This window comes from Psychromicrobium lacuslunae (genome assembly GCF_000950575.1).
Lineage (GTDB): Bacteria > Actinomycetota > Actinomycetes > Actinomycetales > Micrococcaceae > Renibacterium > Renibacterium lacuslunae.
This window is the reverse complement of sequence record NZ_CP011005.1, coordinates 2,008,800-2,022,922: the sequence shown is the minus strand read 5'-3', so window position 1 is coordinate 2,022,922 and position 14,123 is coordinate 2,008,800. Positions and strand designations below refer to the sequence as shown.

General features: G+C 60.0%; 12 protein-coding genes. 4 read left to right on the top strand and 8 right to left on the bottom strand.

What is annotated here, in order from left to right; all coding sequences use genetic code 11:
- Positions 1–108: 108 nt before the first annotated feature.
- Positions 109–585 (bottom strand): hypothetical protein, encoded by a 477-nt coding sequence (locus UM93_RS09425; RefSeq protein WP_052663720.1) that lies wholly within the window; start codon positions 583–585, stop codon positions 109–111.
- Positions 586–622: 37 nt separating this feature from the next.
- Entirely contained in the window at positions 623–2,125 is a 1,503-nt protein-coding gene (locus UM93_RS17160; protein ID WP_052663719.1) for a leucine-rich repeat domain-containing protein, read from the bottom strand.
- 285 nt (positions 2,126–2,410) lie between these two features.
- On the opposite strand from UM93_RS17160, the gene UM93_RS09415 reads away from it, so the two are divergent.
- The 4 genes from UM93_RS09415 to UM93_RS09400 are packed head-to-tail and all read left to right on the top strand — an operon-like array spanning position 2,411 to position 5,309.
- Complete coding sequence (locus UM93_RS09415; RefSeq protein ID WP_045075194.1) at positions 2,411–2,758, top strand: holo-ACP synthase; 348 nt, start codon at positions 2,411–2,413, stop codon at positions 2,756–2,758.
- A gap of 19 nt (positions 2,759–2,777) precedes the next feature.
- Positions 2,778–4,220: an NAD(P)H-hydrate epimerase gene (locus tag UM93_RS09410; protein WP_045075192.1), complete on the top strand. Its 1,443-nt coding sequence runs from the start codon at positions 2,778–2,780 to the stop codon at positions 4,218–4,220.
- Positions 4,208–4,669 (top strand): DUF1801 domain-containing protein, encoded by a 462-nt coding sequence (locus tag UM93_RS09405; RefSeq protein WP_052663718.1) that lies wholly within the window; start codon positions 4,208–4,210, stop codon positions 4,667–4,669. Before UM93_RS09410 ends, UM93_RS09405 begins: the two co-directional genes overlap by 13 nt.
- Positions 4,656–5,309, top strand: a complete 654-nt coding sequence (locus UM93_RS09400; RefSeq protein WP_045075190.1) for an HAD family hydrolase — start codon at positions 4,656–4,658, stop codon at positions 5,307–5,309. Before UM93_RS09405 ends, UM93_RS09400 begins: the two co-directional genes overlap by 14 nt.
- 11 nt (positions 5,310–5,320) lie before the next feature.
- On the opposite strand, the gene UM93_RS09395 is transcribed toward UM93_RS09400, so the two are convergent.
- From UM93_RS09395 to gcvP, 6 genes are all read right to left on the bottom strand, one after another.
- On the bottom strand, positions 5,321–6,364 hold the full coding sequence (locus UM93_RS09395) for an alpha/beta hydrolase (protein ID WP_045075189.1): 1,044 nt from the start codon (positions 6,362–6,364) through the stop codon (positions 5,321–5,323).
- Between the two features lie 196 nt (positions 6,365–6,560).
- A complete protein-coding gene (locus UM93_RS09390) occupies positions 6,561–7,958 on the bottom strand; it encodes an L-serine ammonia-lyase (protein WP_045075187.1) in 1,398 nt (465 codons plus the stop codon).
- Between the two features lie 107 nt (positions 7,959–8,065).
- Positions 8,066–9,367 carry a serine hydroxymethyltransferase gene (glyA, locus tag UM93_RS09385; RefSeq protein ID WP_045075186.1) on the bottom strand — a complete coding sequence of 434 codons (1,302 nt, stop codon included), beginning with the start codon at positions 9,365–9,367 and terminating at the stop codon, positions 8,066–8,068.
- Entirely contained in the window at positions 9,364–9,747 is a 384-nt protein-coding gene (gene gcvH, locus UM93_RS09380) for a glycine cleavage system protein GcvH (protein ID WP_045075184.1), read from the bottom strand. Before gcvH ends, glyA begins: the two co-directional genes overlap by 4 nt.
- A 105-nt stretch (positions 9,748–9,852) precedes the next feature.
- Positions 9,853–11,007, bottom strand: coding sequence for a glycine cleavage system aminomethyltransferase GcvT (gene gcvT, locus UM93_RS09375; protein WP_045075182.1), 1,155 nt, complete (start codon positions 11,005–11,007; stop codon positions 9,853–9,855).
- A 13-nt stretch (positions 11,008–11,020) separates the two neighbouring features.
- The gene (gcvP, locus tag UM93_RS09370; RefSeq protein ID WP_422784938.1) at positions 11,021–13,999 is read right to left on the bottom strand and encodes an aminomethyl-transferring glycine dehydrogenase; all 2,979 of its coding nucleotides are present in this window, start codon (positions 13,997–13,999) and stop codon (positions 11,021–11,023) included.
- Positions 14,000–14,123: the final 124 nt, after the last annotated feature.

The window sequence follows — 14,123 nt, the reverse complement described above, 5'->3', positions numbered from 1 at the left end:
GATCCCGGTGCAGCACTTTTCAGTGCCGCACCGGGATCTTTTATATCGGGATCCTTTTTATCTAGAGCGAGTTGCCCGCCGGTGACGGAATTCCTCCCCGTGACGGAATTAGGTCAAGGTTGCGTTTTTCTTTTGTTGGACCATCGACTCGAGTCCTTCGTAGAAAAACGGGATGTTGTCTTCCTGACCATTCTTCGCCCGATCCAGCACTTTGCCCATCGCCATAAAACCGAGTTGAAACTCCGGTTCACCAATCACTAGTACCCAGGGGTTCACGCCCTCAAAAGGCTTGTAGGTGCCGCCGTACTCGCCGCGAGCAACCTCCATCAGGTAAGAGGAGATGCCCTCCCAGAGGTGTGGCGGCAGTTCTGCTCCGCTGCGCTGAACTTGGTCGAGAACGTCGTCGATGATCCTCAGCGAGGGCTGGCTCAGATCTAACTGACCAGCCGCGATACCAATGGACTCTTCGGCAAAGGCGACAAATTGGGCAGCTCGTAAAGCGTGCAGCTCTTCGGCAGTGTCGACCGTCTGAGCGGCCGGTTGCAGCTCCGCCGAAGCTTTTTTCTTGCGACTAAATAACCCCATAGGTTTTCGGCCTCATCTAATAGTTCGGTACAAAACCTTAGGCAGCCTTGTTTCGTGAAGCAATGCGGCAGGTTGCCACAATAGCTGCTCCGCCGATCAACAGGAAGCAAGCCAGACTCAGCGGAAACTCCGAATTACTGCCAGTGTTGGCCAGAGGCATCGAAGCTTCGCCTTGAGTTTGTTCGGACTGGCTGGATTGTCCGGGCTGGCCCGAGGCTGCCGACACCAGAATTTGTTGGGGATTATTGACGTTGATAGGTAGAGCCGTTCCTTTAGCAGTAGCGGTCGGCACCACTGTTCCGGCGATCGCTTTGTTTACTACCGTGACTGAGAGTTTGGCGGTGGTTCTAATTCCGTCGTTGTTGTAAACCCAGTAGTGAATGGCGACCGTGCCTTGCTTAAAGGTTTTGCTGGGGGTGAAGGAAATCTTCCCCTTCACTACTTTGAAAGTGCCTTGCGGGAGGATCAGCGTTGCCTCATTCTTGTCCTTACTGCCCACCAGACTCAGGCTTTCGCTAATGATTGCTGTTTCGTTGCTGCCACCATCGTTGGCCAGTACGTCGATCGTGGTGCTTTGCCCCGGTTTGATCTGCACGGCATCGTCACGCAATGGAGTGGGAACCGCAACGGAAAGCTGCTCGAATTTGCCAGCGAAGCTGAAACCTGGAACCTTGACATCCCATTCGACCATCTTGGGGCCAGAAGTGCCGAAGCGCCAGGAACTGAAGTCGCTGCTGTAGCTGGTTCCTTCCTGAGCGATCGGGTGAACTGGAGCGCCGTTGAGATCGCGTAACGGATTGAGCTGCGGCTTCCTTACTTCGACACCTGGAAGATCAATGCGCTCCCAACTGACTGAGACATTGCGTCCTGGCAACACTAGCGGTTTGAGCGCCGAAACATCGGTGATGGTGTTCCAATCTAGGTTGAGGCTGGAAAGTGCGGGCAGTGGGGTGAAAGTCGGCAGTACGCTGATTTTGTTGGTGTTCAAATCGGCTTTCACTAAACCGTTCAGCTTCGTCAGTGCGGAAATATCCGAGAGCTGATTTTCGCTGAGGTCTAAGCTGCTCAACTTGGTGAGCCCAGCAATACCGCTAATATCGGTCAGATTATTCTTTCGGAGTTGAAGATCCGTCAGATTGCTGAGGTTCTTTAGCGCTGAAAGATCGGTGATCAGATTCTGCGGAAGTGATAACTTCTGTAGTGAGGTGAGGTTGGCAATCGGTGTCAGATCGCTCAGTCCGGGTTTCTGCGGAGCATCATAAGACTTCTGTACCGAGAAATCCTGAAGATTGGTGAAATTCTCTAGGCCGCTCAGACTCTGCATCTGGCTGGAATAGCATTCCAACCGGGTAATTTTGAGAGCCTGATCGGTGGTGATTGTCGCACTTGGCAGCTGTCCCAACTCGACATTGACGCAGAGCCTCAAATCTGCGTCGGCGATATTGATAGTCTCTGCAGCTCCGGCAGGCTGGGCGGCGAGCAGAGTCGCTGACAGTGCAACTAAGGCTGCCGATGTCGCGATAGACAATCTCTTCTTCATGAACTTCTTTCGTCTGTCTCACTAGGTGGGTGGCGACGATGCGGTGTTCGCTGACCTAGGTCGGTCCAGCCGAACTGGTAGATAAGCCCTAGAGCTATTTAAACCGAACGCCCCGTATCTTGATTGCACTAACCATATTTTCATGGTCCTGCCGCCTACCGATGCTGGTGGACCGGAAGTTTTGTTGGAAGTGATTGGAAGTTTTTCACGGGGTCCTTTCCTCACAACGGCGGCCAATATTCTCCCGGCGCGAAGCTAGCCGGACGCCGCCGCTAGACTGAGGGCATGATCATCGGGATTGGCATTGACGTGGTGGACATCGAACGGTTCGGTCGGCAGTTGGAGCGCACTCCTGGACTGCTGGATAGACTGTTCGTGCCAGCTGAGCGCGGCTTGAACACCCGTTCACTCGCGGCGAGGTTTGCCGCTAAGGAAGCGGTCGCCAAAGCACTAGGGGCACCCGCTGGAATGAACTGGCAGGATTGCTGGATTGGCCTCGACGAAAGCGGTCCGACTGTACAGGTGAAGGGCACAGTTGCCGCGGTCGCCGAGGCTCGTGGGGTCAAACGGTGGCATCTCTCGATGAGCCACGACGGCGGGATCTCAACGGCGTTTGTGATCGGCGAGGGCTAGCCATGACGGGAGCCATGCCATGATCACCGGCTACACCGGAACCGCTGTTCGGGACGCCGAGCAGCCGCTGCTCGAGGCTGGGCGGGGGCCGGAGCTAATGGCTAAGGCAGCTTATGGTTTAGCCAACGCAGTAGCTTGGCGGCTTCGTGAGTCGGGCGGCACCTATGGTAGTTCGATCGTGCTCCTCATCGGCCCGGGAAACAACGGCGGTGATGCGCTTTACGCTGCTACTCTCCTGCTCAATCGTGGGGTGCGGGCGACTGCGGTACTTGTTGCGGACCGTGCTCATCAAGAGGCGCTTACCAGCTTTCGCCTCGCTGGCGGGAGAATTCTGAAGCTTGACGGTCGGCATGAGGAGTGTCTGGCCGTGGCGCTCAGCGCTGATTTAGTGATCGACGGCATCCTGGGCATCGGAGCGCGCGGAGGCCTCCGAGGCGAGCTGGCAGGTTTCGTTGAGAGACTTGCTGAACACGCCCCGGCGGTTATTGCCTGCGACCTGCCTAGCGGACTCGATGCGGATAGCGGTGCTGTCTCGGGGCCGCTGTTGGCTGCCCTAGAAACGGTAACTTTCGGCGCCATTAAAACCGGGCTGCTATTACCTCCCGGTGAAGAATTTTGCGGTGAACTGAGCCAGATCGATCTTGGTCTTGAACTAGGCGATGCTGAACTTCGCCGACTTGATGAACACGACATCGTCGACCATTGGCCATGGCCGCACCGGGTCGATCATAAATACTCCCGCGGTGTGTTGGGCGTGGTTGCTGGTTCAAATGCTTATCCGGGAGCTGCCCACCTGGCCTTGCGCGGGGCGCTCTCGGCGGGGACCGGCATGATTCGTTATCTTGGCCCGGCTGATCCACCCCCGGAGGTCGTCAGAGGTGCTTCGACGGTGGCCGCCAATCGGGTGCAGGCCTGGCTAGTCGGCCCCGGAGTGGTTGAGGACGAGGCGCAACAGCGGCGCTGCCTGGACGCTCTGCGATCCGGTTTGCCGGTAGTCGCCGATGCCGGTGCGCTCAGCTTGCTGCCCAGAGAACTTGGCCCGAACATAGTCCTCACGCCGCACGCCGGTGAACTCGCTACTTTACTGAGCGGCCTAGGAGACCGTACTGAACGCACTGATGTTGAACGGCAACCCCTGCGACATGCCAAGCGCGCCGTTGAACTGACCGGGGCAACTGTGCTGCTCAAGGGGGCTACCACGATTGTGGTGGGCCCGGATGGCCAGGTTTACAGCCAGTCAGAGGGCACGCCATGGCTGGCTACCGCGGGGAGCGGAGACACCCTGGCGGGGATTATCGGCACGCTGCTTGCCTCCGGCGTTGAGCCGGCGCTGGCAGCCGCGATGGCTGCCAGCGTGCATGGCCGGGCCGGAGTGCTGGCTTCGCAAGGCGGACCTATCGCCGCTAGTGATATTGCCACTGCGGTGCCAAGAGTGTTAGGCGAGCTTTCATGCTTAGCGTAGATGCGCACAGCGTTGAAGAATATTTTGACTTTGACCTGCGGCGTACGAAGGAGCTGCGTACCATCGATGGCTGGATCCGAACCGCGGCTCCTACTCTGGAACGCTGGTTCGTGCCCGGTTCGCCTCCAGAAAAGCCCGGTATGACGATGCGAATGATTGGTTATGGTCGTTTTAGCTACACGGTGAAATCATCGTCACAACCTATCGACTGGCCAGTGATCGGATTGACGCTTCAAAAGAACACCATGAGCCTCTATCTCGCCGCCCAACGGAACGGGAAACCGCTCGCCATGAGCTTCGCAAGCAGACTGGGCAAGGTTTCCGTTGGATCGAGCGGGGCGATAAGTTTTACTCGTGCTGCCGACTTCGAGGAAAATGCCTTCCGCGAATTGTTGATTGCGGTCAGCGAGCCAACCACAGAGCTAAGGTACGGTCGTGCCGGGAACTGATCGTCGAGTATTCGTATTCGACCTCGATGGAGTGGTGCGGAATTTTGATTCTCTGGAAATTGACGCGCAGATCGAGCAAGAACTTGGGCTGCCGAGCGGTACCTTGTGGCATCTCACGATGGAATCTGCAGAACTGAAGCAGGCCGTCACCGGTGGCTTGACTCGACTCGAATGGGAGGATCTGATCGAGGCCGAGTTATGCGTAAGAACCCGCACCGGAGCTGATGTGGCACGCAGCTTTCAGCGCTGGCGAGACAATGTCGGCAAGCTGGATTCCGCGACGGTCGATATCATCGAGAGTCTGCGAGCCAAGGGCCTGCCGGTATTTCTTTTCACCAACGGGACGGATCGAGTTCCCGCTGAGTTGGCCGCACTCGGCGTAGCGGAACTTTTTCATGGCGTGTTGAATAGCTTTAACTACGGTGTTCGTAAACCTCAGGCCGGAGCCTACCAATGCGCACACCGGGAGATTGAAGCTACGCTTGACCGGCGCGTCGCGCCCGGATCAGTGTTTTTTACTGATGATAAAGAAGCAAACGTGCTGGCTGCGCGAGACTTCGGTTGGCAGGCCGAGGTATTTTCTGGATTTGGCGTTGTTGGTGGTTCCTGCCAGGGCGACAAGAACCACCAACAACAATGACGAGCTGAGGCTTAGCCTGCTCGCCGCAGCGAGCTGACAATAGAGCCAACCTCGGCCACTACCGCGCTTGGGCCGCTAAAGATATTGCCGCCGTGTCCGCCGGGGAAAGAATGGAACCAGTGCTGGATACCGCGCTGGTTGAGCGCTGCACTGAACTCCTGATGTCCACGGTGCACAAACCCCTCTTGGACATCGTTCGCGTCAGTTCCGGAGAAGAACACCAAACGCTTACCTCGATAGCGCTCGAGATTCTCCACGGCGTTGTCAGCGGTGACTAAGTCTTCTCGGGCGGGCAGGCCGTAGAGGCCAGCGGGGTTTCCGATATCAGCAGCAGCGCTGATTTGTGCCCACTGCAGCACGGCACCGAATTCACGACGCAGGCTTGCCGGACCGGAGAAGCTGGTCACCGAAGAGAAGTGTCCGTAGTACTTCGCTGCGTATTTGAGAGCGCCGAAGCCGCCCATCGAGAAACCGCCAACCGCGCGGGCCGAAAATTCCGGGATGGTGCGGAAAGTGGCATCAACCCACGGGATCAGGGAGTTCATGTGGAAGAATTCCCAGTTCCGAGGTTTGTTAATCCACGGATCAACCGGGTTGGAGTACCACCCAGTGTTGCCACCGTCGGGCATGACCACAATGATGTCCCGGCCAGCTGTGGCGGGGACCATGTGACCCCCTTGGTGCCAGAAACGGAAATCCTGGCCGCCGCTGGGTATGCCCGGGAACTGCGGTCCTTGACCGCCGTGCAGCATGTAGAGCACCGGGTAACGCTTCCCGCCATTCGGGTTGTAGCCCTCGGGGAAGAGGATATTCACTCGCGGATTGAAGTTGATGTGAGCCGTCTTCAGCTCGAACCACCACAGCCGCGGCACCGCAGTGCCCTGATTGACGACCTCTACCTTGTCGATATCAGCAATTCGTGGGGTGCTAATCGGCACCGCAGGAGCTGTAGCTGCCTGGGCTCCGGTTGCCAGCGCGGTCGCTCCAGCGACGCTGAGCAGTGAGGCTCCGGCGACGCCGCCGAGCATGGCACGACGTGAGACATTCTGGGACATGGATGATCCTTTCTCGCGTGTTTGGGTTCCCCCTTGACCCTCTCAGTCTTCGAGAAACCGATTACATTTCCATCCTGACGGGATTTTGCGGTCGCTTACAAGCCTTGAGCGAGGATTGTCAGGGAATTGCCAGGCAGCGTTAACTCAGCCCTTGCAGGGGGCTTAACGGAGAATGATCAACCGCAGTTGCAGCTCTTTAGCACTCCACCACGTTGACGGCGAGGCCGCCCATCGCGGTTTCCTTGTACTTATTACTCATGTCTTTGCCGGTCTCACGCATCGTCACAATGACCTCATCGAGCGAGACTCGGTGCTCGCCATCGCCCCAGAGCGCCATTTTGGTGGCATTGATCGCCTTCGCGGCGGCAATGGCGTTTCGCTCGATGCAGGGCACCTGAACGAGTCCGCCAATCGGATCGCAGGTCAGCCCGAGATTGTGTTCCATCGCGATTTCGGCGGCGTTCTCCACCTGGGCGGGGGAGCCGCCCATTACCTCGGCTAAGCCAGCGGCTGCCATTGACGACGCCGAACCGACCTCACCCTGGCAGCCGACCTCAGCGCCGGAAATCGAGGCCTGTTCCTTGTACAGCACTCCGACAGCACCAGCCGCGAGCAAAAACCGGACCACGACGTCGTCTTTGTCTTCCTGGCTGGCGTTTTCCATCCCGGGGGCATAGTTGAGCGCGTAATAGAGCACAGCCGGGATGATGCCGGCGGCACCGTTGGTCGGCGCGGTAACTACTCGGCCACCGGAGGCGTTCTCTTCGTTGACTGCCAAGGCGATCAGATTCACCCATTCTTGCCAGTATTTGGGATCACGATCTTTGTCTTCTTTGAGCAAGCGGTCACGCCAGTCTGGTGCGCGACGCCGTACCTTGAGGCCGCCGGGCAACAAGCCTTCGCGACCGAGGCTGGATTCAACGCAGTCCTCCATCACCGACCAAATATGCTTCAGACCGTCCCGCACCTCTTGTTCGGTTTGCGAATCCAGCTCATTGGTCATCATTACTTCGGAGATCCGCAGCCCTCGATTGGTGCAATGCTGAAGCAGCTCAGCAGCGGTGCGGAACGGCAGCGGCAGCTCATCGTGGGTCTCTTCGAGTTCCTGCAGGGCGGCTTGCTCCTCACCTTCGCGGACGATGAAGCCGCCGCCCACCGAGAAGAATGTCGCTTCGTGCAACGGGTTGCCAGCGGCGTCGGAGACCGCGAACTTCATCCCGTTAGTGTGCCGATCCAGGATGGTCAACGGGTGCAGGACCATATCCTCAACCGTGTAATTGAGCGTCTTTTCTCCGGCCAACCGAATCTCGCCGGTTTCCGCCATTGAGGCGAGTCTTTCCTCAACCTCGGCGGGCAGGATCAAATCAGGGTAGTGGCCCTCTAAGCCGAGCAGCACCGCCGTCATCGTGCCGTGGCCGCGGCCGGTGGCGGCGAGCGAACCATAAAGGTCCACCCGAATGCCAGCGACCTGGTCAAGGCAGCCCTTGACTCGCAATTCCTCGACGAAAACTGCCGCAGCACGCATAGGACCGACCGTATGCGAACTCGACGGTCCGATGCCGACCTTGAAGAGGTCGAAAACACCTATAGCCACAGTTTGATCCTAGTCCTGTTCTGATCTATCGAGTCTTTATCCGTAACCTCGACCTCGTGGTGATAAATGCCACGTCAGTGGGCCACCACGAAGCCGAGGGGAGACGTTTAGCTCAGCGGAGCGACGTCCGGGTAGAGCGGGTGCGCCTCGGCCAGAGCCTGCACCCGAGCCGCTAACGGCGAGAGGTCAGTATCGGCGTCGGCAATCAGCGCTTCGGCAATGATGTTCGCAATTTCGGTGAAGGCTGCGGTTTCGAAACCGCGCGAAGCCAACGCCGGGGTGCCGATCCGCAGCCCCGAGGTCACCATCGGCGGCCGCGGGTCAAAGGGCACCGCATTGCGATTCACCGTGACATCGATCTGCGCCAGACGATCCTCGGCCTGCTGACCGTCCAGCTCGGAGTCGCGAAGATCTACCAGCACCAGGTGCACATCGGTGCCGCCGGTCACCACCGAGATGCCCTTAGCCTTGACATCATCCTGCACTAGCCGCTCGGCCAGAATGCTGGCACCTTCCAGCACGCGCTGCTGACGTTCCTTGAACTCCTCGGAAGCGGCAATCTTGAAAGCAACCGCCTTACCCGCGATCACGTGTTCCAGCGGCCCGCCCTGCTGGCCCGGGAAGACAGCGGAGTTTAGCTTTTTGGCAATATCAGCGTCGTTGCTCAGAATGATGCCGCCACGGGGCCCAGCCAGCGTCTTGTGCGTGGTGGAGGTGGTGACGTGGGCGTGCGGCACCGGCGAGGGGTGCAAGCCAGCAGCCACCAAGCCGGCGAAATGAGCCATATCCACCATCAGATAAGCACCGACCGAATCGGCGATCCGACGGAACTCGGCGAAGTCCAGCTGACGAGCGTAGGCGGACCAGCCGGCCACGATCATCTTGGGCTGGTGTTCCTGAGCCAGCCGCTCAACCTCAGCCATATCGATCAGGTGATCTTCTTCACGAACCTGGTAGGGCACCACGTTGTAAAGCTTGCCGGAGAAGTTAATCCGCATCCCATGGGTTAGGTGACCACCATGCGCCAAGTTGAGGCCCATGATGGTGTCACCGGGGGTGAGCAGTGCGTGCATCACCGAAGCATTGGCCTGAGCGCCGGAGTGCGGCTGCACATTGGCGTACTCGGCACCGAAAAGAGCCTTGACCCGGTCAATCGCCAGCTGCTCGACCACGTCAACGTGCTCGCAGCCACCGTAGTAGCGGCGTCCCGGGTAACCTTCGGCGTACTTATTCGTCAGCACCGAGCCCTGCGCCTGCATGACCGCGACCGAGGTGTGATTCTCGGAGGCGATCATCTCTAGTCCCTGCCGCTGCCGGGAAAGCTCGTCGTCGAGCTTGGCCGCGATCTCCGGATCGAGCTGCGCTAGTGTGCCGTTCAGGTGCTTCAGAGTTTCGGCCGCGGTGCTCACAGCTCGGCTCCGTTCTTTTCGGCGTATTCGGCGGCGCTGAGCAGCGGACCTTCTTCGCTAACCTTGACCTTAAAGAGCCAGCCAGCACCATAGGGGTCCTGGTTGACGACGGCGGGATCGCCGACGGCGTCATTATTGATCTCGGTGATTTCGCCACTGACCGGGGCGTACAGGTCCGAGACGGACTTAGTGGATTCAATCTCGCCGCAGCTTTCACCCGAGGTGATGGTGCTGCCAACTTCTGGTAGATCCAAGTACACGATGTCGCCGAGGGCTTCCGCGGCGACCGCGCTAACGCCAACGGTCACCGGGCCGTCGCCGTCAGCGGCAACCCATTCGTGCTCAGCGGAGTAACGCAGTTCAGGAACAACTTTGGTCATCTCAGAATTCTTTCCGTGAAGGTTTGATGGGCTGAGCCGCGATTCGCCGCTCAGCGAGTTTAGCTGGTTTCGAGCAAGTTCCTCGCTCGAAACCAGCTGTTCGAGTTATTTATTAGCGGGGCGTTTGTAGAACGGTAGCGCGACCACGGTGAACGGCTCGGCCTTACCGCGCAAATCCACCTGCAGTTCGGTGCCGGGTTCGGCGTGCTCGGCGCTGACATAGGCCAGTGCCACCGGGTAACCGAGCGTCGGGCTGGGCTGCCCCGAGGTCACCTCGCCGATAGTCTCGCCATTAAGTAGCACCGGGTAGTGTCCGCGAGCGGCGCGACGTCCCTGGCCCTGCAAGCCGACCAGGACACGCTTGCCACTCAAAGATTCCGCTCGCTCGGCTTTGATCTTCGCCAGCGCTTCCTTGCCGACAAAGTCGCCTTCCTTGGCGGTTTTCGCCGGCGGCAGGGAGACTACCGGGCCCAAACCGGCTTCGAAGGGGTTACCTTCCAAGCCGAGTTCATTGCCGTACAGCGGCATTGCGGCCTCGAGTCGGAGCGAGTCCCGGCTGGCCAGGCCGCACGGGGTGACCGTCTCGTCGGCAGTCAGCAGGGCATTCCAGAGCAGCGCGGCCTCGGAGTTGTCAATGTACAACTCGAAGCCGTCCTCGCCGGTGTAGCCGGTGCGAGCCAGCAGGATAGGGAGCCCAGCAACGGTGACCTCGGTGGCCGCGTAGTACTTGAGTTCGCGGACCGCTTCGGCCTGCTCGGCTGGGACCTGGCTGAGCAGAATTCGCTCGGACTCCGGACCCTGCAGGGCGATCAGCGACGTCTGCGCGGAGACGTTGTCCAGTTCGACGTCGAAGCCTTCGGAGCGTGTCACGAACTCGGCATAGACCGCATCGGCGTTGCCAGCATTCGGCACCACCAGATAGGCGTCCTCGCCGTCAACCAACGCCGGGCGGCGGTAACTGATCAGATCGTCAATGATGCCGCCCTCGGGGGTGCAGATCAATGAGTACTTTGCCTTGCCGACAGCGATTGCCGAGAGGTTGCCGACCAGTGCGTAGTCAAGGAAAGCGGCGGCTTGCGCACCGCGGACCCAGATTTCGCCCATATGGGAGAGGTCAAAGAGGCCAGCGCCTTGGCGCACCGCGTGGTGCTCGGCCAGCTCGCTCTGATACTTCAAAGGCATATCCCAGCCACCGAAATCGGTGAAGCTGGCGCCGAGCTTAGCGTGCTCGGCGTGCAGGGCTGTTTCTTTAAGTGTCAACTGTCAAGACCTTTCAGAAGCTGTTCTCGCGGGCACTGGTGCCCTTGAAGGAAGCGGATTCGTCGATGCTGGCAGCACCATTGAGTGCGTTGCTGACCGGGGCGTTGTGCTCTAGTTCGCTCGCTTCAAACGCTTCCGGCGGTGGGCAGGAGCAGATTAGATTGCGGTCGCCGTTGGCGCCGTCGATCCGGCCAACCGGGGGGAAGTACTTATCGACCCGGAGCGTCGGCAGCGGGAAAGCGGCCTGCTCGCGGCTGTACTTGCGATCCCAAGCGTCGTTCACCACGGCGTTGGCGGTGTGCGGGGAAAGCCGTAGGGCAGAGTCCTCGACGGCTAGTTTACCGTCGGCGATTTCATCGATTTCACCGCGGATTGAGATCATCGCTGCAATGAAGCGGTTGATTTCGCCCAAGTCCTCGGACTCGGTCGGCTCGACCATCAAGGTTCCGGCCACCGGGAAAGCTAGCGTCGGAGCGTGGAACCCGTAGTCGATCAGGCGCTTGGCGACGTCTTCGGCGGTAACCCCGGTCTTCGCGGTCAATTCGCGGAGGTCTAGGATGCACTCGTGCGCCACCAGTCCACCGTTACCGGTGTAGAGCACCGGGAAGTAGTCATTCAGGCTGGCTGCCACATAGTTAGCGGCCAGTAGAGCGCTGCGGGTGGCTTCGGTCAGGCCGTCGCCGCCCATCAGCTTCACATAAGCCCAAGAGATCGGCAGTACCCCGGCGGAGCCGTACTTAGACGCCGAAATCGGCACCCCAGCGCCCTGATGATCGGCCGCGTTCGCATTGCCGGGCATGAACGGGGCCAAGTGCGCCTTAGCCGCGACCGGGCCGACGCCGGGACCACCACCGCCGTGCGGGATGCAGAAGGTCTTGTGCAGGTTCAGGTGCGAGACGTCGCCACCGAACTGACCGGGCTGTGCCAAGCCAACGAGCGCATTGAGGTTGGCCCCGTCGATGTAGACCTGACCGCCGGCAGCGTGGATGGCATCGCAGACCTGACGCACATCGGCGTCGAACACGCCGTGCGTGGAGGGATAGGTGATCATGATTGCGGCGAGTTGCTCGGCATTGGCGTCGATCTTGGCCTGCAGATCATCATGATCAATGGTGCCGTCAGCGGCGGTAGCGACCACTACCACTTTCATCCCGGCCAGCACAGCCGAGGCCGCATTGGTGCCGTGCGCCGAGGCCGGGATCAGACAGACATTGCGCTGCTGATCGCCCCGCGAGAGATGGTAGCCGCGGATCGCCAGCAGCCCGGCGAGCTCGCCCTGCGAGCCGGCATTTGGCTGGATGGAAACCTGGTCGTAGCCGGTGATGGTGGCTAGTTCGGTTTCCAGGTCTTCAATCAGCTCACGCCAACCAGCTGTCTGCGAGTCCGGAGCGAAGGGGTGGATGCCCGCGAATTCCGGCCAGGAAATGGCTTCCATCTCCACCGTGGCGTTCAGCTTCATGGTGCAAGAGCCCAGTGGGATCATGGTGCGATCAAGCGCCAAGTCCCGGTCGGAGAGCTTGCGCAGGTAGCGCAGCATCTGGGTTTCCGAGCGGTGGCTGTGGAAGATCGGGTGCGTTAGGTACTCGGAGCTGCGCAGCAAGCCCTCGCTGATTTGAAGGTCTCCGGCGATGAGGCCGGCCCCGAAGACACCGGCGACGGCTTCGACGGTTGCACCTGTGCTGGTCTCATCGAAGGAGATACCGAGGGTGTCAGCATCGACGGGACGGAAATTTAGGCCCTTAGCTTCGGCTGCGGCAAGGAACTCAGCTGCGCGGCCCGGCACCTTCACGGTAATGGTGTCGAAGAAATTCTCATTCGGCACCTCCACGCCAGCGGCGCGTAACGATGCTGCCAGCGTTGCGGCGTGACGATGGGTGCGCTGGGCGATCCACTTCAAGCCCTCGGGGCCGTGGTAGACCGCGTACATGCTGGCCACGATGGCCAAGAGTGCCTGCGCGGTACAGATATTCGAGGTGGCCTTCTCGCGGCGGATGTGCTGCTCGCGAGTCTGCAAAGCCAAGCGGTAGGCAGGGGTGCCGGCGTCATCCTTGGAAACACCGACCAGGCGGCCGGGCAGCGAACGCTCCAGGCCCTTACGCACCGCCATATAAGCGGCGTGCGGGCCGCCAAAGAACAGCGGCACGCCAAAACGCTGAGCCGAGCCAACCGCGATATCAGCGCCTTGCTCACCCGGCGGCACAATCAAGGTCAGGGCCAGCAGATCAGCGGCCACCGTGATCAGGGCACCACGTTCCTTGGCCTCGGTGATCAGCGAGGCGTGATCGTGCACGGTGCCGGAGACGCCAGGCTGCTGTAGTACGACGCCGCAGATATCGCCTTCCGGCAGCCCCTGGCTGGCCAGGTCAATCACCACGACCTCGAAGCCGAGGGCTTCGGCGCGGCCCTGCACTACCGAGATGGTTTGCGGCAGCACATCGGCGTCGAGCACGATGACGCCGGATTCCAACTTCTTGTTCGAACGACGCATCAGCAGCACAGCTTCGGCGACGGCGGTTGCTTCATCCAGTAGCGAGGCATTGGCGATCGGCAGTGCGGTGAGATCCTCGACCATGGTTTGGAAGTTCAGCAGTGCCTCGAGGCGGCCCTGCGAGATCTCCGGCTGGTAAGGGGTGTACGCGGTGTACCAGGCGGGATCTTCAAGGATATTGCGGCGGATCACCGGGGGAGTCACGGTGTCGTAGTAGCCCTGGCCGATGAGCTGCACGGCGGTCTTATTTTTGGCGGCTAGCTCACGCAGCTTGGCCAACACCTCGACCTCGCTCAGCGCTGGTTGCAGAGTCAGCGGGTTCTGCTGCCGAATGCTCTCCGGCACGGCGGTGTCCACCAGTGCATCGACCGAGTCATGGCCGACGGTCTTGAGCATCTGCGCAATATCTGCGGCGCGGCGAGCACCAATGTGTCGGTCGGCGAAGAGGGTTTCGGTGGTTTCGGTCTCCACTGCGGGGGCTGAGGCAATAGTGTCTTGACTCACGGAACTCCAATCTGAGGGCAGCAGGCTGCCGGGTTGAGTTCCTCCCCGCTCTGTAATGGGACCTGAGAGATTCCGCGAAGCTGTCTTCGCTTGCACCGTCGGTGAGTTCTACCCGGTTGGGGTC